The organism is Paraprevotella xylaniphila YIT 11841 (assembly GCF_900683745.1).
GTDB classification, from domain to species: Bacteria; Bacteroidota; Bacteroidia; order Bacteroidales; family Bacteroidaceae; genus Paraprevotella; species Paraprevotella xylaniphila.
In genome coordinates, this window is the sequence record NZ_LR215980.1 from 2107055 (window position 1) to 2130911 (window position 23857).

Sequence of the window (23857 nt, forward strand, 5' to 3'; positions counted from 1 at the left end):
ATCCCGAACACAGCCAAAAGTTGTATGCAAACGTTTCGGCTGAGAACCGAAAATCAATCTGCGCCAAATGAAAAATCATTCGGCTGAGATTGAAAAATCATTTGGCGCAGATTGAAACGGATTTCTTAACCCTCTCATTTTCAAGGTTGGTTTTCTTCGTTCCAATAGCCACTGTACGAAATACTCTGCGCATTGCTCGGAATCAAGATAATATCCGCCCTGCCGCCCTCGTATCCCGTCACGGTAAACTTATACACGACCGGCACCTTGCGCACGCTGAACTCCACACGCTTCCCCTTATCGCCCACGTCACGGGTCTTGACATCCTTTGCCGGAAGGGCGAAACGCAGGCCGTCGTCGTTCAGTGCCGGTTGGTAGACCCTTCCCATATAAGGCAAATACACAAAAGCGGAATCATTACGCAATGCCACCCCGTAGCCATACGAAAGCGTACGTGCCGGATAAGACACCGGCATCATATACGTCACGTCCACATTGAAACTGTCGGCATCGAAAGGTTTGGCTTCTTGTGAAAAAACCGACATCAGGCTTCCCCATAAATAAACCGTTGACAATATAAATCGTTTACCCATCATTTTATCCTGTCTTTAAGTTATACATCTACCTGACTAACAATTTGCCGACTACAGCCTCTTCCGTATCTTTCAATTCCAAACGGTAATAATATATTCCGGATTGCAGTCCACGTACTTCAACCGTCTCCCCGTCCATGCGGATGTCTGCCACTTTACCGCCGTCGGCCGCATACACGTAAAGCCTGTCTGTCCGGCTGCTGCCTGTCCAATAGAAGGCAGCCATACCATCCGCCACACGGACATCCAACAGAGTACGGGTTCCCTTGGCAGAAGGCACACTTTCTCCCTTCAGAGTGGTACAATCCAGATAATCGGGATGGAGATATAGGCCGTCCCCGTCCTCATAACAACAAATAAGCCTATGACGGGCATCTAAAGTCCAACTTCTGGAACTATAAATCGGCGACTCACACGCCATGAATCCCCGAAGGGAGCCAATTCCTTCCACCCAGACCTCATTTGAATCCTTTCCCAAATACAAACGTCTACGAGCTATGCCATTATAGTCAGCCGTGTCCACACCTGTTACATAAGTCGTATCATATTCTATTTTTTTAGGTTCATAATTCGTCACCCGGTCATCCACCGTACTCACACGCGCCACTACGTCCCCTTTTTCCAACGAAAAGTCATAACAACAAGCCAAGACACGCGGATAAGCGCTCTCCCCCCAGGCTTCCTCACCCAACGTTTCCATCCAATAAATTTTCCGGTTCGCCTCTTGAAGGAAACCTACAAACTCACCATTCCTGTACAGCGAGAAACGTCCGGAAGAAGCCTGAGCTGCCAATGTGTATTGTACATGCTCTTTCCCCTCATAATCCTCCTGATGCCATGACATCCCTTCTGAAAGCATCAGCGGCAACTCATTCTTCACAAGCTCACCATTGAAATACAACGTTTTTCCATCGGCAACCACAGACAGCAATCGGGTGTTAATGATAGAACCGTCCGTTGCGTACAAACGCCATCTTTCGAAAAAGCCTCGTTCGCTCCCGATTCCCTCAATCCATCGTTCTTCACTTGCCAAACTATTGGTCTGCGCCACATAAAGCACCCGACGCCCTTCCACCGTATCTGCCCGCGTCACCGTCATCTCCAGCAAGTCATACGAATCCAACCCCAACGCCTTTGCCTCCTCTTCATTACGGAAGATGCCAGGGACTTCATATTCTGCACAATAGAAATTGTCACCTACCTGCATAGAGAAGTCATAAAGCACACGAGGCACGCCTCTCCCCGTACCATCAGACAACGGCATATACCAGACTTCTTTCCCTACTTCTCGGAAAGCCCCCAGAAGTTTCTCATTATAATACAACTTCTTCCAACTTTCGCCCGCCAACAAAGTGTCCTCCCCCAAACGATAGAGATCCATTCTCGTATGATACCCTTTATGGGCGAATATATTATCATGTTCGTATGGCTTATACCAACGTGTCCCCGTCTTGGAAAACTCTGTCTGCGCCGTCAGCGAAGCACACCAAACCATGGCCAGACCACACAAGAAAGCAAACTTTGTTTTCATAGGCATCTCCTTTCCTTTAAAGGTTATAAAAAAACGGCCTTTGCTGTTTGACTATAAAGTAACAACAAAGGCCGTTAAGTTGTATCGCAAAGGACTATTTTTTAATGATATTTATCATCTCGTCCGGTGTCAGGAGCGACTGTTCTCCCGTCTCCATGTTTTTCAGTGTGACTTTCCCCTCATTCATTTCATTCTCGCCGACTATCGCCACGAAAGGCACCGCCTTGGCATTGGCATAGCTCATCTGTTTTTTCATCTTGGCACTGTCGGGATAAATCTCACAACGCACTCCGGCTCGGCGCGCCTGTGCCATGACGGGCAGGCAATAAGCCGCCTCGGCCGCGCCGAAATTCACAAAAAGCAACTCCGTGCCCGTGACGGTCTCTTTCGGATAAAGGTCGAGTTGGTTCAGCACGTCGAAGATGCGGTCTGCCCCGAACGAGATGCCCACGCCGCTCACTCCCGGCATGCCGAAAATGCCTGTCAAGTTATCGTAACGGCCTCCTCCGGTGATACTGCCGATTTCCACATCCAAAGCTTTCACCTCGAAAATGCAACCGGTGTAATAGTTCAGCCCCCGGGCCAAAGTCAAATCCAGCTCCATCGTGTTCCGCAGTCCTAAAGCCGATAATGTGTCGAGCACGAACTCACATTCCGCAATGCCCTTCAAACCGGTCTCGCTCCCGGCCAGGACGTCCTTCATCACGGCCAACTTCTCCTTGTTCGTTCCGCTCAGGCTGATGATGGGCTGCAAACGGGTCACGGCCTCGTCACTGAGACCACCGGCCTTCAGTTCGGCATTCACATTGTCAAGCCCTATCTTGTCCAGTTTGTCGATGGCCACGGTGATATCCACAATCTTGTCCGCCGCCCCGATCATCTCGGCAATACCCGTCAGGATCTTGCGGTTATTCAATTTGATGCATACCCGTATGCCGAATTGGGTGAATACCGTATCCACAATCTGCATCAGTTCCACTTCGTTCAGCAAAGAATCGCTGCCCACCACGTCGGCATCACATTGGTAAAATTCCCGGTAACGCCCCTTTTGCGGCCGGTCGGCACGCCACACAGGCTGTATCTGGTAACGCTTGAAAGGCATGGTCAGTTCGTCACGGTGCTGTACCACATAACGGGCAAAAGGCACGGTCAGGTCATAACGCAGCCCTTTCTCACACAGGCGGGCCGCCAATCTGTTCGTGTTTGCCTCACCCAATTCCTCCGTCGCCACTCCGGAAAGGAAATTGCCGGAGTTCAGTATTTTGAAAAGCAGCTTGTCTCCCTCCTCGCCGTATTTGCCCATCAGCGTGGAGAGGTTCTCCATGGCAGGCGTCTCGATTTGCTGGAAACCATACAAAGCGTAAACGCCTCGGATGGTGTCGAATATATAATTGCGTTTCGCCATCTCCACAGGCGAAAAATCACGTGTACCTTTAGGTATTCCGGGTTTCGTAGCCATATTCTGTCTCCTTTTTATGATTCCTGCGCAAAATTACACTTTTTTTTCATACAACTTGCCATACGGCCCGGAGATAATACGCCGTAATATAGTTTGCATCCGTTTTTATTTCTAACTTTGCACGAGATTAAAAGCATTCAAGCGTATGAAGTTTTTTCGAAAATCCGCACCGGAAAAAATGGAGCAACCTGACTCGCCCATACCGACTGTCTCCACGGACATCACGTCCACTACAACCCCGAACCTTACCCCTGAAGAAACCGCCCGACAGTGGTTTGCCGAAAAGTTCGGTACAGACATGCCTGAAGAGGTGACGCGGATGTTCCGCCAAATCGCACAGGCTGAAGCCAAACGGCAAAAGGACGGAGAACAGGCGCTCGCTCCCATCGAACTGAAACGCATACAAGACAGCATGAGGCTCTACAAGACCAAGCTGACCAACATTGCGCAAACCCTGGGCGGGCTACAAGCACAGAAAGAATGGCTGCACAAGTTCAAGGAACTGAACGCCACGTTGGAAAAGTACAGGCAAGCCTTTTTCGAAAGCAACAAGAACTACAACGCCCACCTGAAAGAAATCAGGGAACTGGAACGCTTTGAGACTTTTGAAGCGGTGCTAGGCAACTACCAACGCATCAAGGCGAAAGAAAACGTCCTCCACTTCATACGCAAAGGCAGTGCTTTGCATGCAGAAAAACTGACGGAAGCCTTATCGGCAGACAAGGCAAACCAAAAAAAGGCGGAAACCGAAAACAAGAAATACCAGGAAGCATGGCACAACTTGCAACAGATACAGAAAACGCTGGCCGAAGGTTACCGCCTGCAAGCCGCCTTGCGGTTCCACGACGCTGACCTGAAAGAACTATCCGACTACAAAGAACGAATCGAGCAAGCACTCTCCACAGTACAAAAACAAGGTAAAGAAACAGCGGAAGAACTAAAAAAGAACAAGGAACAAGCGGCACAGCAACAACAGCAGTTGCAGAACTTGGAATCGTTACAAAGCATGTTGGAAAAGGGGGAGGCCATACAGACGCGCCTGAACTTCCTGCAATCCCGTAAAAAACGCAAAGAACAGTTGCAAACCGTGCTCGAAAGGACACTCAGAAAACAGCACGAACAAGACGAGAAACTAAACAAGCTGTTTCTATCCTCACAAGGCATCGACGCACAAATCAACACGTTGCAAAGCGAGCTGCAAGTACACCAGAAAAGCATCGTGGGCATGAACAGCTACAACCTGCAGCAACGGGCCATGGACCTGAAAAGCAAAAAGGAAATGCTGACGAACGCCACACGGCTGTGGAAACAAATTGCGGAAGGATACAACCGCGTAGACGAAAAAAGCCAGGAAATCATGCGCATGCGCCATCATAATGATGCCCTGAAAACGCAAATAGCCAAACTGGAACCGGAAACGGCCGGACTTCAAAGGCAATGCGAGGAACTGAAATACGCCTATACCCTCAGCAAAAGCCAAGATGTCATGCAGCTGCGAAAGGATTTGCAGGAGGGGGTCAGTTGCAGTGTATGCGGCGCAACACACCATCCCTACCATTCCGACACGCTTTTGGAACAAAGCAAACTCATCGGGGAAATCAAAATCGATTTCGAACAGGCCGCCACGGAACTGAAACACAAACAAACCCTCTTGGACGAGCTGAGAAAGGAACAGGCCGTAGAGGAAGGGCGCATCGAAATGTGCCATCAGGCTTTGGAGACCTACAAACAAATATTGCAGGACCACGTGGCACACTGGGAAGACTTCGTTGCCCTGGACCGTTCCTTTAAAGACTGTTCCGCCAGTACGAACTTCGAGGGGCGGCGCATCATGTTGCAACAGCTCATGGAAAAGACGGGAGTGGATGCCGAGGATGCCCAAAAAGAACTGGACACGTTCAATTACCACCAGTCCAACATCAACGCCCTCAACGAAAAAATCGCCCTGAAAGAACAGGAAAAGAATGACATTGCCGTACGGCTGAATGAAGTGAATACGGGTTGCCAGGTCGTGGCCTACCGGGTGGAACAACTGCAACAATCCCTGTCGCGCACCAACGGACAATACAGCGAGCTGTTCGAGGAAATCGACAAGATGATGGCCATCTCCAACTGGTATAAAGTATGGACGGAAAACCCCGAGAACCTAAGAATCTATATCCAACAACAGATGGAACGTTGGTTCAATCTGAAAAAAGACATGGCCGAAACCAAAAACGAAACCATCCGCCTACAAACCTTACAGGAAACAACGGACCGGCACATACAGGCATTGGGCAAACAACGGGACTTCATCAACGGAAAAATAGAGCGGATGTCGGAATTCCGGAACCAAATACACGAACAATTATACAAGATGTTCCCGGACGGCGATGTGGAAGACTACAACAAAACAGTATTCAGTACCTTATATTCTTTGGAAGAACAAAAGGAACAGGCCAGGAGCAAAGCAGACGAGACGCATGCCCAGGCTGCCCGACACCAAGGTTACAACCAACGTATGACCGACACGGCCCAGGAACTCGAAACGCAAATCGCCCAAGAGCGTTCGGAACTGGATATTTGGATAAGGAAATACAATGCCCTGCACTCTCCCGTACAGTTCTCCGAACTGGAACAGACATTCAACAGCACGACCGACTGGAATGCCCTGAGGCAGGAAATCAGAACCCTCACGCTCCACAACATGATGGCCGAAGCACGGGCTGACGAAGCCCGCCTGGCCCTGGCCGCCCATCAAGTAAACGCCCTTTCACAAGGGCAGGACAAGGAAGACCGCACAGCAGCGCTGAACACTGAGATAGCACGGTTGGAAAGCGAACAGGAAAATATCCTTGTACAAATAGCCGGATGCCAAGCCAAACTGGAAGCCCACGAAACCGCATTGCGGAAGTTAGCCGCCGGACAGGATTCTTCTATCACATCATAAAGCGCATGTCACACTTGTCTTTTCTTAAATTATGGCCGCTCCTGTTCATCGTCCTGCTCGTCGTGACAGGATGCCGCTCTTCACGTTCGCTACGTGGGGAACGCTTCGTTTTGGTCGTCGATGCCGGACATGGCGGAAACGACCAAGGGGCCGCCGGGCGACGATCGCTCGAAAAAGAAGTCAACCTCGAAGTGGCCCGACGCGTCTGCAAACTGATTCGCAAACAATGTCGCGACGTGGAAATCATACAAACCCGTCCCGACGACGAGTTCGTCAGCCTCAACGACCGGGCAGGCATGGCCAACTTCTACCGGGCGGATTTGTTCATCTCCATCCATTCCAATTCGGCCCGGGGATGGGCAGAAGGTACAGAAACGTTCATTCACCCTTCGGCTCGCGGAGGACGCAGTGAACGAATGGCCCGACTCATCGAACAGGAATATGTGAAAACAGGACGGGAAAGCCGAGGCGTGAAAACGGCCAACTTCGCCGTATTGCGCAATACGCGCATGCCGGCCGTATTGACAGAAATAGGATTCATATCCAACCGCAGCGAAGAACGGTTCATGAACTCCCGTAAAGGCCAGAAACGTCTGGCACGCAGCATCAGCAACGCCTTCATCCGTTACCGGCGAAGCGTTCCATAACCTTCCGGCTACAAGCTATACATTATATAATAAGGTAAAAAGATTCTATTAAGATGAAGAAAAGTTTAATCGCCCTGGCGTTCGGTACGTTCGCCTTGGGCATGGCAGAATTCGTCATGATGAGCATTCTGCCCTACGTGGCCCAGTCCATGCAATGCAGCATCCCCGAAGCCGGACATCTCATCTCGGCCTACGCCATCGGCGTTTGCGTGGGTGCCCCTTCTGTGGTATTAGTAGCCCGTAAACGCCCGCTCCATCAAATCCTGTTAGGCCTCATCGTGATTTATCTGACGGGCAACCTTCTGATGGCTTCTTGCTCAGACCTCCATCTCGGTGTGCTCTTCCGGTTCATTTCCGGTTTGCCGCATGGGGCGTATTTCGGTGTAGGCTCCATCGTAGCCGACCGGTTGGCTCCTCGCGGCAAGAGCACTTCAGCCATCGCCATCATGTGCTCGGGCATGACCGTGGCCAACCTCATCGGCATCCCGGCAGGAACGTGGTTGAGCGACATGATCTCCTGGCGTGTGATTTTCCTGTTCAACGGTGCATGGGGCATCCTCACCTTCATCCTGCTCTACCGTCTGGTTCCGCGAATGGAACCTCTTCCGAACACAGGACTGAAAGGGCAGTTCCGTTTCCTGAAAAGTGCGGCACCTTGGCTCATCATGGCCACGACCACTTTCGGAAACGGAGGTATCTTCTGCTGGTACAGTTATATCAGCCCACTCATGAATCGGATTGCGGGATTCGCCCCTTCCGAGATCACCATGCTTATGGTATTGGCCGGAGGCAGCATGTGCGTGGGAAACCTGTTGGGTGGCAAGTTGGCCGACCGCTATACGCCGGGCAAAACCATATTGGGCGTACAGGCGATCATGATTTTAGGACTGCTCACCACTTTTTTCCTCGCGTCCTATCCAGGCATTGCCGTACTGATGCTGTGCATTTGCACGGCTTGCCTCTTCGGAGTGTCCGCACCGCAGCAACTGCTGCTGTTGCGTTTTTCCAAAGGCGGGGAAATGATGGGGGCGGCTTTGGTACAGGTTGCCTTCAATTTAGGTAACGCCGTGGGAGCGTACTGTGGCGGACTTCCCGTCACATACGGCCTGCCTTACAACTATCCAGCTCTGGTCGGTGCCGGTTTTGTGGTTATCGGCGTGATTTCCACCGCCATGTTCTGCAAAAAATACAAGAAAGAAAACTCTATGGCCTGAAAACTCTAACGCCGTAAGTTCAATACAAGCCAAGACATCACGATCTACCCACCATTGATGACACAGGACATCAATGGTGGGTTCTTTACCCCATATTCTTATAAGAAATAAGACGCATGGAATCACACAATAAAGTAATAAACTTCCATTTCATCTGCATGGCATCGTCATCAATGTCCTTGTCACTATTACAAAAATTTGTTAGTTCAATCTATAAAATGCCACGACACGGTAACCATTTTCCAAATGTTGTACAACATCTGTAGGCAATGTTGCCTTGTCCTCAAACCTATCCAGACAGTAATCTTCCAAATACCCTACTACACACCCATCGGCCATACACAATGGAATGATAATATCCGTAGGAGACAATCCTTTGTCTATATCCTTGTTTCCACCAATACGCTCTCTCATGTCATAATATAGAACAGTCCTAAGATTCCGGTTTCTCAAAAACATAACCAATTTGGATTCATATATTAACGGGCAAGTGTACATAAAGACATGCTTGTCTTTAATTAGTTGTTCGGCATCATGACGAGCCTCCAAAGGAGGCGCATATTTGCCGAAGTTGAAGAGATAAGAATGTACCAACTCACCTTTTGGCGTAAACACATGGGTCGTATCTGACATGTCATCCGTATAATAAATGCTGTCACCCACTTTTTGAAAAAGGGAATAGCCGGAATAATTGTCTTGGTCTTTCTCATCAAAGTAAGAAAACACCTTTTTGATGTTAAAAAGTGAATCTGTCATGCAAAGTTTCACATTCGTCTTTCCGGGCTTTAACGAAAACAAGAATGAACCATCTTCTAAAACTTTAAAGTCCTCTCCCCAAAAAGAAGTTTCCACCTTTTGGACGAATTCGCCACCATGGGTAAATGAAATCATCTTCTCACTGGCATCATCATATAGATAAACATAATGCTTGTCCACATCAAAAGAATTTACCCTCACATATTCCGAACCCGACCGCCCACGCTCACCATACTGCGTGATAAAATTCCCCTCCTTGTCGAACGACATCAGTTTAGATAAGCTCTCATCAAGTATGTATATAGTATCATTATATATTTTGAGCTTATCAAGATTTCTAAACGTATTTTGCGGCTCTCGTAGTTTTACAAACAGAACAGTATCAACAAACGAAGAACTTATTCCTGACACTTCTTCCAAAGGCACATCAAGTTTCGTCTGTGGAACACAAGGGTTAATATCTGTTTTACTCTCCTTGCACGCAATAAAAAAGAACAGAAATAATATATAATAATGGATATACTTCATACCATTCTACTTTTAAAATTAGAACCTCCTGTACGGGAATCACTTGAAACGGCGAATCACTTCCACAAAGTCTTTCCCGTACTTTTCTTTTTTGAATTCACCGATGCCGCTGACCATACCGAATGCTTCCACCGTTTGCGGACGAGCCTCACAAAGATTCTGCAACACCTTGTCGGACATAACGATATAAGGCGGAAAACCCTGTGCATCGGCCAGACGTTTGCGTAAAGCCCGCAAAGCCTCGAACAGTTCCTGACTGCCTGCCGCCAACGGAGCCGCTGCCGGACGACCACCCGTAAACAAAACGGAAGCCGCAACGGGACGAAGGGATTTTCGTCCGCGCTTCTGCGGCTTCTCCTCCCTGCGGATAACGGCCAGTTCCACTTTCCTACCTTTATATAAGACCTGCCTGCCGCTTTCGGTCAACTTCAGGTGGTTGCCTTCTTCGTAAGCTATCTCGAACAGACCGTTCTGCAACATCTGCATCAGGTAGTCCTGCCAATCGTGCGGCGGCACGTCGCGCCCCACCCCGAAAGTCTTCAGTGTTTCAAAATGCCCCTTCGTCACCTCCGGACTGAAATTGCCGCGCAGGATGTCCGTAAGCGTTCGGGCACTGACCTGCTCATCCGCCCGCACGATGGCACTCAAGGCTTTCTGGGCCAATATCGTACCGTCGAACCGTCGCGGAGGGTTCTTGCACACATCGCAATTTCCGCAATCCCCGTCGGTATGTTCTCCGAAATAATTCAGCAAAATGCGACGACGGCACACGTCGGATTCCGCATATTCCTGCATCCGGCGCAGCTTCTCCGTGTTGATTTCCCGCTGTCCGCTCTCTTGGGCAAACTTGGACAACTGCACCAAATCGCCCAATGAATAAAACAATACCGTTTCTGCCGGAAGACCGTCGCGCCCGGCACGCCCGATTTCCTGGTAAAATCCTTCTATACTCTTCGGCAAATTATAATGAATCACAAAACGAACATTGGATTTGTCTATGCCCATACCGAACGCCACCGTGGCACACACCACCTGCACACGGTCGTGGATAAAATCATCCTGTGCCCTCTCGCGCTCCTCAGTAGGGAGCCCGGCATGGTAGGCCACGGCTGCTATATCATGCCCACGAAGCATCTCTGCCACGCTTTCGGTGGTCTTCTTGCTCAGGCAATATATGATTCCGCAATCGTCGGGATGCCGGGCGATAAGTTCCAATATGGCACGGTCCTTGTCTTTCTTTTGATACCCGCGTTTCACGTCAAGACTGAGGTTCGGACGATCGAAAGAAGAAATGAACACGACCGGGTCGGACAAAGCCAACTGCTTCTGTATATCCTCTCTTGTCAAACGGTCGGCCGTAGCGGTCAATGCCACAATCGGCACATCGGGAAACGTCTGCCTCAACAATCCCAATTGGGCATACTCCGGCCGGAAATCATGCCCCCATTGCGAGATACAGTGCGCTTCGTCCACTGCAAACAAGGACACTTTCATGTCCCTTATCAGATAAGGGAGTTCCAACATCAGACGTTCGGGCGAAATATACAACAGCTTCAACTCCCCTCTCAGGCAGGCGGCACGCACCCTGGCACTCTCGGCCTCGTCGTTCGCGCTGTTCAGTGCGGCCGCCGGCACACCGTTGGCCCGCAATCCCTCCACTTGGTCTTTCATCAAGGATATCAAAGGAGATATCACGACAGTCGTCCCTTCCTTCATCAACGCAGGAACCTGATAACACAAGCTCTTCCCGCCACCGGTAGGCATGAGCACCACGACATCATGTCCGGCCAAAACTTTTCCGATGATGTCTTCCTGCAAAGGACGGAAAGAGTCAAAGCCAAAATACCGTTTTAATATATTCTGCATAATTATTCACTACCTATTTTGTGAAAAACACCACAAAGATACGCCTTTTTTGCATCTTTTAATTGAATAGGCTTGTACAAGAAATAAAAAAAGGCGATTTTTGCATACAAATGAACAAACAAAAAGAATAATCATATCCGACGAAGGGGCAAAAGAAGGGCTGATTATTTTTTAATAAAACAATCCGAAGTATGGGAAAGTATAATTTAACAGAAAAGAAAGAGAAGAATGCTGCCTACCGTTCTCTGGTAAGAGCTGAACTGGTAGACGAGTTGTATGAAAAAATCCTGAAAGTGTTCGTGGTGGACAAGAAGTACCGCGACCCAAGTTATTCTGCCAAGAAACTGGCTGAAGAACTGAATACCAACACGCGTTATATCAGTGCCGTGGTCAATATCCGCTTCCATCAGAACTACTCCAGTCTGGTCAATGAGTACCGCATCAAAGACGCCCAGTATCTCCTGACGGACAAAAGATACATGGACAAGACGATGGAGGAAATTTCGGCTATGGTAGGATTTGCCAACCGCCAGTCTTTTTACGCAGCATTCTATAAAATCTTAGGTGTCACTCCGCGCGGTTACCGCATGGAACATCTCGCCAAAGAGAAGGAAGCAGCCAAGGCTTGACCAGACATGAACCAAATATAAAGGGATACATCCGTGCGATATATCCCTTTTTTTCATTCATATACCGACATGCAAACAGAAACTTTTTCCTATAATGACGAGCAATTTGCAGATTTGCAGATGCTCCGTTACCGGGTGGACGGGTTCGACCGGCTTTCCATCGCCCGGAAAAAACTGATATATTATTTGTCCGAAGCGGCACTGACCGGCCGTGACATACTTTGGGACCAGAACGGGAAATACAACCTGCGGATACGGAAAACGCTGGAGACCCTCTACACCGACTATTCCGGCGACCGGAACACTGCGGACTTCCAGGCATTCACCGTCTACCTGAAACGCGTATGGTTCTCCAACGGCATACACCACCATTACGGTTGCGAAAAGTTCAAACCGGGATTCAGCGAAACTTTCTTCCGGGAAGCCGTCCGGAACGTCCCTGCGGACAAGCTTCCGCTCGAAGAAGGACAGACGGCCGAGGCGCTTTGCGACCTGCTCGCGCCTGTCATCTTCGACCCGGAAGTCATGCCCAAGCGTGTCAACCAGACAGACGGGGACGACTTGGTAAAGACCTCGGCCTGCAACTACTACGGTGACGGGGTGACCCAGACGGAAGCGGAAACCTTCTACAACACGATGAAGCAGGAGGACGACCCACGCCCCGTCATGTACGGCATGAACAGCCGGTTGGTGAAAGCCGACGGGAAACTAAAAGAAAAAGTATGGAAATCGGGAGGCTTGTACAGCGCAGCCATCGACCGCATCATCTTTTGGTTGGAAAAAGCCGCCGACGTGGCAGAAAACGGGAAACAGGCCGAGGTGCTCCGCAAACTCATCGAATTTTACCGCACCGGCGACCTGAAGACATTCGACGAATACACCATCCTGTGGGTACAGGAGACCGAAGCGATGGTGGACTTCACCAACGGTTTCACGGAAACCTACGGCGACCCGTTGGGACTGAAAGCCAGTTGGGAAGGATACGCCAACTTTAAGGACTTGGAAGCCACGGCGCGTACGGAAAAACTGAGCGCCAACGCCCAATGGTTTGAAGACCACTCTCCCGTGGACGACCGTTTCAAGAAAGCGGAATGCCGGGGGGTGTCGGCCAAGGTCATCAAGGCGGCCATCCTCGGAGGCGACCTCTATCCGGCCTCGGCCATCGGCATCAACCTGCCCAATTCCAACTGGGTGCGGGCGGAATACGGCAGCAAAAGCGTGACCATCGGCAACCTGACAGACGCTTACAACAAGGCGGCGCACGGTAACGGTTTCTTGCAGGAGTTCGTCATCGACGACGAAACGCTCCGGCTGCTCGACCGTTACCAGGATACCTGCGACGACCTGCATACCGACCTGCACGAATGCCTCGGGCATGGAAGCGGCAAACTCCTGCCGGGCGTGGACCCGGATGCCCTGAAAGCCTACGGGGCGGCCATCGAAGAAGCACGGGCCGACTTGTTCGGACTGTATTACCTGGCCGATACCAAGTTGGTGGAATTAGGGCTGACACCCGATGCCGAAGCCTACAAGGCACAATATTACGGCTACATGATGAACGGGCTGTTGACCCAAACGGTACGCATCGAACCGGGCCGTGACATCGAAGAAGCCCACATGCGCAACCGTGCCCTCATCGCCCGGTGGACCTACGAGCACGGCCGGGAAGAAGGGGTGGCCGAACTTGTAAAACGTGACGGGAAAACCTACGTCCGCATCCGCGACTATGAGAAGCTTCGCGAGTTGTTCGGCCTCCTGCTCCGCGAGATACAACGCATCAAAAGCGAAGGAGACTACGAGGCTGCACGCGACTTGGTGGAACGCTACGGCGTGAAAATCGACCCGGACCTGCACACCGAAATCCTGCAACGTTACCGGGCACTGCACCTCTCGCCCTACAAAGGCTTTATCAATCCGGTCTACACGCCGGTCTACAATGAACAAAAAGAAATCACCGACATCAAGGTGGAATACGGCGAAGCCTACGACGCACAAATGCTGCGCTACAGCCGGGACTATGCCACCCTGCCTTACTGCAACGAATAATGGACATACCAGAAACCATCCGAAAGATAAAAACGGAGTTGCGCCTCGCCATGAACGGCGTGGCTTCTGCCTACATGCGTGAAAACGGCATGAACTATAAACTGAACTTCGGGGTGGAACTTCCTCGGCTCCGTGACATCGCCGCCGGGTTTCCCGCAGACCACGACCTGGCCCAAGCCTTGTGGAAAGAAGACATCCGGGAATGCAAGCTGTTGGCAGCCATGCTCCAACCCACCGATACGTTCTATCCCGAAATCGCCGACATTTGGGTGGAAGCGATGCCCAATACGGAAATCGCACAACATACCGTGCAGAACTTGTTCTGCCGCCTGCCCTACGCCTCGCAGAAAGCGTACGAATGGATTGCCTCAGAAGACGACATGTTCCAGCAATGCGGCTACCTGATCCTGGCACGCCTGTTCATGCAGGGCCTCCGCCCCAACGAACGCTCGGCCAACGAGTTTCTCGACCAAGCCCGCACGGCCCTGCACGCGCCCCTCCCCGTACGCCGCGCCGCCGTCTCGGCCTTACAGAAATACCAGGCATTGGACGACGCGGCACACGAGGCAGGGGAAAAGATTCTCCGGGAAGCCGGATTCTGAACTTCCCACAAAAATAGGACGCACATCATTCTGATTTTAAAGAAAAAAAGATTAACTTTGTGCGGTTTGGTAAAACAAAAGCTTTTATAAGAATATGAAAAAAGGAAAAGTAGATGCCCTGTTAGGCATCGTTTTCGGAGACGAAGGCAAAGGAAAAGTGGTAGACGTGTTTACCCCGGAATATGACGTGGTGGCCCGTTTCGCAGGCGGCCCGAATGCCGGACACACCATCATTTTCGAAGGCAAGAAGTTCGTGCTCCGCTCCATCCCTTCGGGCATCTTCGCAAAAGACAAAGTGAACATCATCGGCAACGGTTGCGTCATCGCTCCGGACTTGTTCATGGCCGAAGCCAAGGAACTGGAGGCCGCAGGATACGACCTGAAAGGACGTCTGCACATCAGCAAGCGCGCCCACCTGATCCTGCCTACCCACCGTGTCCTGGACCGTGCCTACGAAGCCGCCAAAGGTAAGGCCAAAGTGGGCACCACCGGCAAGGGCATCGGCCCCACATACAGCGACAAAGCCGCACGTATCGGCTTGCGCGTGGGTGACATCCTCGACCGCTTTGAAGAAAAATATGCAGCTCTGAAAGCACGCCACAAACAGATACTGAAAGACTTACACTATACGGACTACGACATCACGGACGAAGAAAAGCTCTGGTTGGAGGGCGTGGAATACTTGCGCGGTTTCCACCTGACAGACACGGAAATCGAAATCAACCGTTACCTGAAGGAAGGCAAGAACGTGTTGGCCGAAGGCGCTCAAGGCACCATGCTCGACATCGACCACGGAACCTATCCTTTCGTCAGCTCTTCCAATACCACTAGCGGAGGCGTATGCACGGGACTGGGCGTAGGCCCGACGGACATCCGTGAAGTGTTCGGTATCTTCAAGGCATACAGCACACGCGTAGGCTCGGGTCCGTTCCCCGTAGAGTTGTTCGACGAGACAGGCGACACGCTCCGCGAAGTAGGACACGAATACGGTGCCGTGACGGGACGCAACCGCCGTTGCGGTTGGGTGGATTTGGTGGCATTGAAGTATGCCATCATGATCAACGGCGTGACGCAGCTCATCATGATGAAAAGCGACGTGCTCGACGGGTTCGACACCATCAAGGCGTGCGTGGCCTACAAGAAAGACGGCGTGGTGATGGAAGACATGCCTTTCGAGACGGAAGGCTGCGAAGCCGTCTACAAGGAACTTCCGGGTTGGAAGGAAGACTTGTCGCACATGACGGACGAGAGCCAGTTCCCGCAAGCTTTCAAGGACTACATCCGTTTCCTCGAAACGGAATTGGAGACTCCGATTACGATCCTGTCCGTAGGTCCCGACCGCGCACAGACCATCGTACGTAAAAAATAAAATCTGTTTCATAAGCAAATGCCTGAGCCAGCCCCCTTAAGGCTCGGGCACAGCCCCGTCCTTCCGGCCTTTCCCGCCTATAGGACGGGGCTTCTTATTCCCCCCTCGCCTCTTACCCACTATGCTGTAAAACATATCCAGTTAACCTTGCCGACCCGCCAAAATAGTATAAATTTGTTCTGAAAATTTTAATCTTTATCCGTTCATACTTTATGAGACAAGTCAAAAATCCCCTCCTCTTCCTGTTCATGGCCTTTCTAACCTCCTGCATGGAAAAGTCGGAGAAAAGCACTTTGGAATTTGCACAAACCTTGCATTTTGCCGAAGAAGCCTGCCAATCGGTCAACGAAAGGGTGGACTCGGTCATCTACCTGCCCCTGCAATCCACGGAGCAGTCTGCCCTGCGGAACATCGACAAGATGTATTTCCGGAACGGCCTGATTTACGTTGGCGACATCAGCAGCCGCAAGGTCGTAGCCTTCCACAACGACGGGACGGTGGCATTCGTTATCAACCGCTTTGGGCACGGCGAAGGGGAATACCAGGACTTCAAGAGCTTCACGGTGGATGGAGAACACATCTACGTGGCAGACAACACGCGCCGCGCCGTTCTCCTTTACGACTGCCGCACAGGAGCCTATGAGGAACAAAAACCGCTGCCCGTCATGTCGTGGGACATCGAGGCTGCAACCAACGGAGAGTTCCTCCTGACCTTTGTCCCGAACATAGGAGGACTGCCGGCTATCGCCCAACCGCTCTGCCGCGTCTTCATCACAGACGCGGATTTCCAGATACGGAAAGGGCTTTTCGAATATGATGAAAACTATCGGGATGCCCTGGGGCTGCAGACCTACTTTACCCACGACGAGGAGCACATCTACTTCTCCTCCTATTGGTTTGACGGCATGACCGCTTTCGACATCCATAACCCCGAAAACTACGAACACATCGCCATAGATTTCGAGAACCGGCTGACGGAAGAGGAACGTACGGGCAAAAGCCCGCTCGACCGCAGCGCGGCCAACTATCTGGGCGCGACCCCGTTTTTCACCTCCCATTACATCGGCATGCTCATCACGGGACCGGAATATTCCACCACCTACCTGTATGACAAACGGGACAGTGTGTTCTGCACCAACAACGAGGAGGATTGCAGCGGCGCGTTCCTGTTGCCCGTCGCCACCTGCCGTGACATGTTCGTCAGCTACATTTCCGATTACGACACTTATGCGGCATTGGTGGAATGCGGTTTCCCTCCGGCTGACAAGGCCACGGAAGAGGCATTGGGCAACGGCGACACCGTCCTCCTCTTCTACAAAATGAAACCTTACCCCCCCCACCTACAAAGAGAGCCGGACTGCCCACTGCAATCCGGCTCTCTTTATATCCCGTCACGACATAGGGCTTTCCGTATGTTCCTCATCGCAGTTCGTGCCGCATGGAAGCCACGTCCTCGGGATTGGCTCCCAGTTCCATGGCCTTGTCCAAATCGGCACGGGCTTCTTTCTTCCGCTTCGTCTCGATGTAGAGCGCGGCACGGTTGAGCAAATAATCAATGTTCTTCGGTTCCAAAGAAATCGCTTTCGTGAAATCCGCCTCAGCCGCCTCGTATTGCTTGCGCGTCTGTTCCAAACCGGCACGTACGGCATAGAGGATGGCATGGTCCGGCGCGGCAGCCACCATGGCATTGATCTGCTCCATGGCCTCCCGCGGACGGTTGTCTTTCTCATTCAACAGCACCAAGCCGATACGCGCCTCTTCGTGTGCAGGGTTCAGCTTGAGCAAAGCCTCGTAATCCGCACGCGCCCTCCTGTAAAGCCGTTGCCCGGTATAGATATACGCACGCATGAAAAGCGCTTCCTGCTCGTCGGCCTTCCAGTCCAACACGTCGCTATAGTCCACCAAAGCCTTCTCCTTGTTGCCCAACTGCATGTAGAGCTTGGCCCGTGCCATGCGGAGCGGCAAGACGTGGGGAGCCACGTTCAGCCCCATCGTGTAGCTCTCCAAGGCTTTCTCCGGCTTGCCCCGGTGCTCCTGCATCCGTCCAATCTGGTAGTATATCATGGCATTGGAACGCTGCGCCGGTTCAATGCGCATGGCCTCACGGAACAGACGCTCGGCCTTCTCCGTACTGTCCGCCGACATGGACTCCAACGCCCGCCGCACGTACGTCCTATAGTCCGACACCTGAGCCTGACAGACGGTTGCCGCCAAACACAACCCCAAAGTCAATTTCCACTTTCCCATACTCCCTCCTTTTTTGATTGATACCTGAAACCTCGCGAGAAGGATTCTATTCGCAAATATAAGCATTTTGACAGACACGGCCTCGACTTTCCGCCCCTAAATTCAGGACTACGGGCGTTTCAGCATCCCAAGACCTGTCCTTGCAAAATAACAGCAAAACACACATTATTGCGCTAAAAAGACACAAAAACAGTTGTTTTCCGCCTCTCTTTCCTTCCATAAATCCTCCAACCGACAGCAAATCCAGAGTAAATCAGATACAAAATTTTACAATTCAGGGCTAAATTCAAATGAATATTTACCACTTTTAAGAATCATTTAAAGCCAAACGGAAAATCACTTTCAGCCAAATGAGAAATCATTCGGCTGAAAGTGATTTTCCGTTCGGTGAAAAACAGCGTTTTTCTGTCCTGAAAGTGGAAAACCAAGTGGGTTTGAGAGGGTATATTCTTCTATTTAAATGATTTCTTATGTCAAGTTCCGCATGACGGATTGTACGGAGAATGGGATTTGCGGCTCACCCGTCCACGAACGGTAAGCGCAAAAGACGGTTTTCCGGCTGACACGATGTCTGTTCAAACCGCCTGAAGGCTGACACAGCGATTCTGCCAGCCCCCGCGTAAATCGTTTATTTCCGAGTGCCCTGATAGTTGAGCCGAAATAAAGAAGTTTTGAAAGGGTAAAAATGGCAATTTGTCAATGGTGGCATTTTGTCAAGTCCATGACGAGGCCGCATCGGGGAGGTACTGCCATCATCAGACTCCCATTTTTTGAATCTTGCCCACAAAGGCCAACAAGGATTCAATATTTATCCATTAAAAATGATAAAAACCTTTGGCCGTACCGAACATTCTCCATACATTTGGAGCAACCTACATAATGAAAAGCAAATGAAAGACCTTACCATTTGGTGCACCAGCCCCAAAAACGGACAGGACAAAACATTACCCCATCCTGCATCCGGCAAAATGCAGGTTTTCAGAATCCTCGTCCTCTTACTGTCCCTCCTTACGACAAGAGCCGTAAAGGCACAGTCTCTGTCTGTCCCTTCGGACGGGAGGCAAATAGAAAAGTACCTCCAAAAATCATATCAGGAATACATGGAGGCCATCAACACCGATGACAGAAAAACAGAGGAAAAGTTTCTTCAAAACCTGCTCACCCCGGAAATGAGGAAAAAACGGGCACGATTGGCGTGCGCCACGGATAGCGACCCCATGATTCGGGCGCAAGACGTTACGGAATATTCCATCCAGTCCGTACGGTGCAGGCATCTGTCCGGCTGTTGGTACGAAGTGTCATACCGCCCGTACCCCCAAGATTCAACGACCTATATCCCGTTACGCATCACGACAGATTCCTTGGGAAAGACACGTATTTCGTACGTAACACCTGATTGGGGCAACCGTAATTACGGGGATTATTGGTTTGATATTCCTGAGGAAAAGGTCATAGACCACCAAGACGGGAAGACATTTGTGGAAACCTTTTACAAGTCGTACGCCCATACTTACATAAAAATGGAACCGGATTTGGAACAAGGCTTGAAACACTTGCGAGAGACCTACTGTACCCCCGCCATGCAGGAAAAATACGTCCGGTCGAAAAAAGAAGTGGAACTGGAAGCCCCTATGTTCGACCCCGTCATAGGAAATGACGACTTCGATGCCTTTTGGTACAGCTCCTTGCAGATTCATCCCACCGAAAACAAAGGATGCTTCACAGTAAGCTATAGTTACACAAAACTTCAAGTCACCCTCCAATGCCAAGACGGCAAATATAAAATAGCCGATGTGGAACTTATCCCTTAACAACACCATCAAAAAGAAAATACGCCATGGAATCATACTTGGAAAACTACACCGTGCGCTACAACATGTCTGCGAGAAAAGACACCGTAAGGGTCAAGAACCTGACTTGCCCTTACATTGACAGGGAGGGCAAGGCTTTCGTCTTGCTCAAAGACAGGACGGGACTGTAAAGAAACGCATTGCAACCATGAGACTGCCATTTTAATCTTATATTTATAGGAAATAGTCATGAAGAAAACGTTTATCGGATATCTGTTAGCACTTATTCCATTATCTTCCTATTCTTGCTTGCAAGCAGGAATAGGAGACAATGCACCTGAAAAGGAATATCAAACCATCCTTATGGAAAACGACAGCCTGAGACCTACCCGGAAATGGACATTCAGGTATGACGACGAGAATTTCCCATGCGACCATGGAGCGTATGATGGTACGATTAAAGGTTTTGATACGGACGGTAAGGGGCGTTTTTACATTTTAGGTGGAGAACCCGTCCGATTGGCTTGTTTCATAGGAGAGAACATGGAATGGAGCCGAGACCTCGGCTTGTCCATGAGACACTGCCAAAATGCTTTATTCAAGATAGTAAACGATTCCATTTATTTCATAAATGAAGTCAAATACATTTATTCTTATGATAAGGAAAACTCTACTTATTTCAAAGATGAAGCCAAATTCATTTCTTACCAGGACGAAGCCAATTCCATATTTCGTATCCACAAAAGCGGCAAAGGAAAGTTAGAACGTTTCCCCCTACACATAGATGGGGAATACCTTGAGGGGAAATTGCGAGACAACGGTTTTTATGTAGTGGCAAGACCCGATAATGTACCCGACAGCGTTTCGCTCGATGACAGAAGCCACGACATGGGCTATCTCTTCACATACCCTAATAAATTGCAAAATAAGGTCAGCGGAGGAAACGGCATCGCCAAGTTGCGCCTTGACGGCATACCGGTATTTATTGATTTGGAAAACAATCCCCCTTATATGGGCTTCTATGGGAAAACAGGCACCTTTCTGATATATGGTTCCATAGACTATGACATCGGTTCGATTGCAATAATAGACACGATACGCCGCACCATAACAAAACATCCCATTTCCGGCTTGCCACGATTGGACGCGACAACCGGTTGGTTTCCGGGTGGCGCACTATGTTCTGACAATACAACAGTTATTGTCAACAAGCATCTGTACGCAATAGGGTACGACAATATAAAAATGACTTATACCATCGTGGAATATGATTTAAGCCCCATATTACATCTTGCACATGCAACCGCCCAACCGTCAGCATTCCAAACTTTCTTGTCTGGGTTTAAGAAATGCTCCCAAATCAACCTTTCGTCATTTGGAGAGAAAATCATATCCGATTCAGCTTTGATAAACGGCGACATGTATGCCCGTTTTCTTCCTCCCATACAAGACGACTGCCTTTGCGAACAGTATAATGTCTTTTGGCAAAAAGGAAGTTACATGGAGTGTGGAGGTTTTATCACCATCATGCTGAAAAGGCACTGCCAAGACTACAAGGACGGGAACAGCCAATATTTCATAGAAAATGATGTCACCGATTATATGCTCGTCACATATTCACGCGACGGTGAAATTTTGGATTTTAAAACAGTCGGACATGACGGGAGGGCATACTTCACACGTATAACCCCAAAAGGACAGGCACCAAACTTCCTTGTGGAGCAAGGCTCTTTGGATAATTGTACTTCAATCCTCCGATACCAAGACTTGACCTACACGGTAAGAACGTACGAATACAACGTAAGCCCGGACGGGAAAATCAAAGAGAGAACAACCGGAACAGCCCAAAAAGAAACCATTAAAAATCCGGAGAACGACCGCGCCCCTATCCGGTTTGAAGAATTTATGTCCAATTTTAAGAAATGGGAAAAACCTTATGTCAACGATTCCTTATTCATACCTTCCACCCCACATACCGACTTACCTTTTCCAGAATGCTTCTCTCTCATTCCGGACACACTCGATTGCGGGTGTTGGCCACGCGACCTCCAATGGACACCCGGCCGATACATCGAAAGCAAGAAACGCTATTTCTTTTTCGTCACCAAAGGTTGCATGACTCCTCATCGCGCCCCGTCTCCATATGCGGATTACATGGTACTGGAGTTCAGTAAAGACGGTATATTTAAGGAAGCCTCGAATATCTTCCACGTAACAGACGACTCGTATATCGAGGATTTACCATCAGCATTAACTTTACGGCTAAAAAGTTCCCTTGATTCAGCTCTCATTGAAGAAAATTACAGAAGGCCATGAGACATGCCATTTTAATCTTAGCCCACAAAGGACAATCTGCGGGTTTGACTTATTTTATACATAAAAAGTAACGAAAACATTTGGCCGTCCCGAACATTCTCCATACATTTGGAACAACCTACATAATGAAAAGCAAATGAAAGACCTTACCATTTGGTGCACATACCATAAAGACGAACAAATCCAACAATTCGGATTACTGGAAGATGACGTAATGCGCCTCTTCAAGGGTAATGATACCGGAATCGAGGGAGAGAACATCAACCACCTGAATCCGTTCTATTCCGAAATAGTCACTTTATATTATGTATGGAAAAACGGAATCCAAAGCCGGAGAGTGGGATTCTGCCATTACCGCAGGCGGTTCGGACGAATAGCGGATGTGGAACCCGGCACATGCCAAGTGTTGGCCATCAACCGTAACTGCCATGTCTTCGGTCACTACAAGGGTGCACATAAAATCCCGACCAATTTATATCAGAAATAAAATCAAAAGATGAAAATATCAAGTATTTTAATGAAAAAAGCAATGGATGCATTCACCTTGAAATTCCCCAACCATAAGTTTGTATTCATTACAATAATCTTATCAATCACATTGATTTCAGTTAGTACCATACCTCTTTCCGCACAAGAACGTGTGGACATTGACACCCTATGGTATCGTTACCATAATCCAGAGCAAGACCATTATCCGGACTTGCTTCCCGAAGACTGTTATATGGAATTGTATTTGGAAAACGGCATATTGAAGAAAGGGTACTTTTGGGGAACGAGTGACGAGTTTGAACAAGCTCGTGAAGGCTACGAGTGCGGCTATTTCGTCATGCCCATGACAGATATAAAACAAGACAAAGACTCCATTTCATTCCGTCTGGACATTGTCACAACCTCAAGCGGTGAAAAAGTCAACACTTTCGTCAAAGCCCCCATCGACCGCCATATCCGTTCCTGGCAAGAAGCCATGTCCCGCTATCAGACGTGGGAACCCTTTACCGACCGGATGGAGGATGAGATACAAATGAGTATCTCCTTTGCCCAGTGGTTGGAAAATGACGTTGTACGGTATGGCATGTCTCCGATGAAAGATTCTATAACAGTCAAGAATCTGACCTGTCCTTACAACGATAAGAACGGTAGGGTCTTCGTCTTGCTGAAAGGCAAAATTCCATTATCCTCCTAATTCCTGTTTGCAAGCAGGAATAGGAGACAATGTACCTGAAAAGGACTATCAAACCATCCGTATGGAGAACGACAGCCTGAGACCTACCCGGGAAATGGACATTCAATTATGACGATGATTCTAAAAATTGTGATGCTTACTTCATCTATGTC

Annotated in this window: 18 protein-coding genes and 1 pseudogene; 13 read left to right on the forward strand and 6 right to left on the reverse strand. The window is 49.6% G+C overall.

Features of this window, described 5'->3' with window-relative positions; genetic code table 11:
• Positions 1–140: 140 nt before the first annotated feature.
• The 3 genes from E0E47_RS09045 to hisS form a co-directional block, all read right to left on the reverse strand.
• Positions 141–596, reverse strand: a complete 456-nt coding sequence (locus E0E47_RS09045) for a DUF4251 domain-containing protein (RefSeq protein WP_130893515.1) — start codon at positions 594–596, stop codon at positions 141–143.
• Between the two features lie 25 nt (positions 597–621).
• Positions 622–2124, reverse strand: a complete 1503-nt coding sequence (locus E0E47_RS09050) for a hypothetical protein (protein WP_232038382.1) — start codon at positions 2122–2124, stop codon at positions 622–624.
• Between the two features lie 94 nt (positions 2125–2218).
• Entirely contained in the window at positions 2219–3583 is a 1365-nt protein-coding gene (gene hisS, locus E0E47_RS09055) for a histidine--tRNA ligase (RefSeq protein WP_130893517.1), read from the reverse strand.
• A 145-nt stretch (positions 3584–3728) separates the two neighbouring features.
• Between hisS and E0E47_RS09060 the strand changes: the two genes are divergently transcribed.
• The 3 genes from E0E47_RS09060 to araJ are packed head-to-tail and all read left to right on the forward strand — an operon-like array spanning position 3729 to position 8373.
• Positions 3729–6512 carry a coiled-coil domain-containing protein gene (locus tag E0E47_RS09060; RefSeq protein WP_130893518.1) on the forward strand — a complete coding sequence of 928 codons (2784 nt, stop codon included), beginning with the start codon at positions 3729–3731 and terminating at the stop codon, positions 6510–6512.
• 5 nt (positions 6513–6517) lie between these two features.
• A complete protein-coding gene (locus E0E47_RS09065; RefSeq protein WP_040602772.1) occupies positions 6518–7159 on the forward strand; it encodes an N-acetylmuramoyl-L-alanine amidase family protein in 642 nt (213 codons plus the stop codon).
• Between the two features lie 53 nt (positions 7160–7212).
• Positions 7213–8373, forward strand: a complete 1161-nt coding sequence (gene araJ, locus E0E47_RS09070; protein ID WP_130893519.1) for an MFS transporter AraJ — start codon at positions 7213–7215, stop codon at positions 8371–8373.
• 201 nt (positions 8374–8574) lie between these two features.
• Here araJ and E0E47_RS09075 read toward each other — a convergent pair whose 3' ends face one another.
• Together E0E47_RS09075 and recQ are read right to left on the reverse strand one after the other, a co-directional pair.
• Positions 8575–9657, reverse strand: coding sequence for a 6-bladed beta-propeller (locus E0E47_RS09075; protein ID WP_130893520.1), 1083 nt, complete (start codon positions 9655–9657; stop codon positions 8575–8577).
• Positions 9658–9696: 39 nt separating this feature from the next.
• Complete coding sequence (gene recQ / locus E0E47_RS09080) at positions 9697–11523, reverse strand: DNA helicase RecQ (protein WP_130893521.1); 1827 nt, start codon at positions 11521–11523, stop codon at positions 9697–9699.
• Between the two features lie 191 nt (positions 11524–11714).
• On the opposite strand from recQ, the gene E0E47_RS09085 reads away from it, so the two are divergent.
• The 5 genes and pseudogenes from E0E47_RS09085 to E0E47_RS17570 all read left to right on the forward strand — a co-directional run.
• A complete protein-coding gene (locus E0E47_RS09085) occupies positions 11715–12152 on the forward strand; it encodes a helix-turn-helix domain-containing protein (protein WP_008626905.1) in 438 nt (145 codons plus the stop codon).
• 69 nt (positions 12153–12221) lie between these two features.
• Positions 12222–14198, forward strand: coding sequence for a dipeptidyl-peptidase 3 family protein (locus E0E47_RS09090; protein WP_130893522.1), 1977 nt, complete (start codon positions 12222–12224; stop codon positions 14196–14198).
• Positions 14198–14800 (forward strand): DNA alkylation repair protein, encoded by a 603-nt coding sequence (locus tag E0E47_RS09095; RefSeq protein WP_008626907.1) that lies wholly within the window; start codon positions 14198–14200, stop codon positions 14798–14800. Before E0E47_RS09090 ends, E0E47_RS09095 begins: the two co-directional genes overlap by 1 nt.
• 94 nt (positions 14801–14894) lie before the next feature.
• The gene (locus E0E47_RS09100) at positions 14895–16169 is read left to right on the forward strand and encodes an adenylosuccinate synthase (protein ID WP_008626909.1); all 1275 of its coding nucleotides are present in this window, start codon (positions 14895–14897) and stop codon (positions 16167–16169) included.
• Between the two features lie 269 nt (positions 16170–16438).
• Positions 16439–17137, forward strand: a pseudogene (locus E0E47_RS17570) (6-bladed beta-propeller); the annotation flags it as partial.
• A gap of 451 nt (positions 17138–17588) precedes the next feature.
• Here E0E47_RS17570 and E0E47_RS09110 read toward each other — a convergent pair.
• The gene (locus E0E47_RS09110; RefSeq protein WP_040602776.1) at positions 17589–18416 is read right to left on the reverse strand and encodes a tetratricopeptide repeat protein; all 828 of its coding nucleotides are present in this window, start codon (positions 18414–18416) and stop codon (positions 17589–17591) included.
• 890 nt (positions 18417–19306) lie between these two features.
• Between E0E47_RS09110 and E0E47_RS09115 the strand changes: the two genes are divergently transcribed.
• From E0E47_RS09115 to E0E47_RS09135, 5 genes are all read left to right on the forward strand, one after another.
• A complete protein-coding gene (locus E0E47_RS09115; RefSeq protein WP_172604685.1) occupies positions 19307–20227 on the forward strand; it encodes a DUF3828 domain-containing protein in 921 nt (306 codons plus the stop codon).
• Between the two features lie 26 nt (positions 20228–20253).
• The gene (locus tag E0E47_RS17320) at positions 20254–20397 is read left to right on the forward strand and encodes a hypothetical protein (protein WP_008626919.1); all 144 of its coding nucleotides are present in this window, start codon (positions 20254–20256) and stop codon (positions 20395–20397) included.
• Positions 20398–20455: 58 nt separating this feature from the next.
• Complete coding sequence (locus E0E47_RS17575) at positions 20456–22522, forward strand: hypothetical protein (protein WP_232038383.1); 2067 nt, start codon at positions 20456–20458, stop codon at positions 22520–22522.
• Between the two features lie 136 nt (positions 22523–22658).
• Complete coding sequence (locus E0E47_RS09130; RefSeq protein ID WP_130893524.1) at positions 22659–23009, forward strand: DUF4422 domain-containing protein; 351 nt, start codon at positions 22659–22661, stop codon at positions 23007–23009.
• Between the two features lie 42 nt (positions 23010–23051).
• The gene (locus tag E0E47_RS09135; protein WP_232038384.1) at positions 23052–23705 is read left to right on the forward strand and encodes a hypothetical protein; all 654 of its coding nucleotides are present in this window, start codon (positions 23052–23054) and stop codon (positions 23703–23705) included.
• Positions 23706–23857: the final 152 nt, after the last annotated feature.

Bases quoted from the DNA above. Each gene is read 5' to 3' on its own strand.
- E0E47_RS09045 (WP_130893515.1), bottom strand. From the start codon at position 596: ATGATGGGTAAACGATTTATATTGTCAACGGTTTATTTATGGGGAAGC.
- E0E47_RS09050 (WP_232038382.1), bottom strand. From the start codon at position 2,124: ATGAAAACAAAGTTTGCTTTCTTGTGTGGTCTGGCCATGGTTTGGTGT.
- hisS (WP_130893517.1), bottom strand. From the start codon at position 3,583: ATGGCTACGAAACCCGGAATACCTAAAGGTACACGTGATTTTTCGCCT.
- E0E47_RS09060 (WP_130893518.1), top strand. From the start codon at position 3,729: ATGAAGTTTTTTCGAAAATCCGCACCGGAAAAAATGGAGCAACCTGAC.
- E0E47_RS09065 (WP_040602772.1), top strand. From the start codon at position 6,518: ATGTCACACTTGTCTTTTCTTAAATTATGGCCGCTCCTGTTCATCGTC.
- araJ (WP_130893519.1), top strand. From the start codon at position 7,213: ATGAAGAAAAGTTTAATCGCCCTGGCGTTCGGTACGTTCGCCTTGGGC.
- E0E47_RS09075 (WP_130893520.1), bottom strand. From the start codon at position 9,657: ATGAAGTATATCCATTATTATATATTATTTCTGTTCTTTTTTATTGCG.
- recQ (WP_130893521.1), bottom strand. From the start codon at position 11,523: ATGCAGAATATATTAAAACGGTATTTTGGCTTTGACTCTTTCCGTCCT.
- E0E47_RS09085 (WP_008626905.1), top strand. From the start codon at position 11,715: ATGGGAAAGTATAATTTAACAGAAAAGAAAGAGAAGAATGCTGCCTAC.
- E0E47_RS09090 (WP_130893522.1), top strand. From the start codon at position 12,222: ATGCAAACAGAAACTTTTTCCTATAATGACGAGCAATTTGCAGATTTG.
- E0E47_RS09095 (WP_008626907.1), top strand. From the start codon at position 14,198: ATGGACATACCAGAAACCATCCGAAAGATAAAAACGGAGTTGCGCCTC.
- E0E47_RS09100 (WP_008626909.1), top strand. From the start codon at position 14,895: ATGAAAAAAGGAAAAGTAGATGCCCTGTTAGGCATCGTTTTCGGAGAC.
- E0E47_RS09110 (WP_040602776.1), bottom strand. From the start codon at position 18,416: ATGGGAAAGTGGAAATTGACTTTGGGGTTGTGTTTGGCGGCAACCGTC.
- E0E47_RS09115 (WP_172604685.1), top strand. From the start codon at position 19,307: ATGAAAGACCTTACCATTTGGTGCACCAGCCCCAAAAACGGACAGGAC.
- E0E47_RS17320 (WP_008626919.1), top strand. From the start codon at position 20,254: ATGGAATCATACTTGGAAAACTACACCGTGCGCTACAACATGTCTGCG.
- E0E47_RS17575 (WP_232038383.1), top strand. From the start codon at position 20,456: ATGAAGAAAACGTTTATCGGATATCTGTTAGCACTTATTCCATTATCT.
- E0E47_RS09130 (WP_130893524.1), top strand. From the start codon at position 22,659: ATGAAAGACCTTACCATTTGGTGCACATACCATAAAGACGAACAAATC.
- E0E47_RS09135 (WP_232038384.1), top strand. From the start codon at position 23,052: ATGGATGCATTCACCTTGAAATTCCCCAACCATAAGTTTGTATTCATT.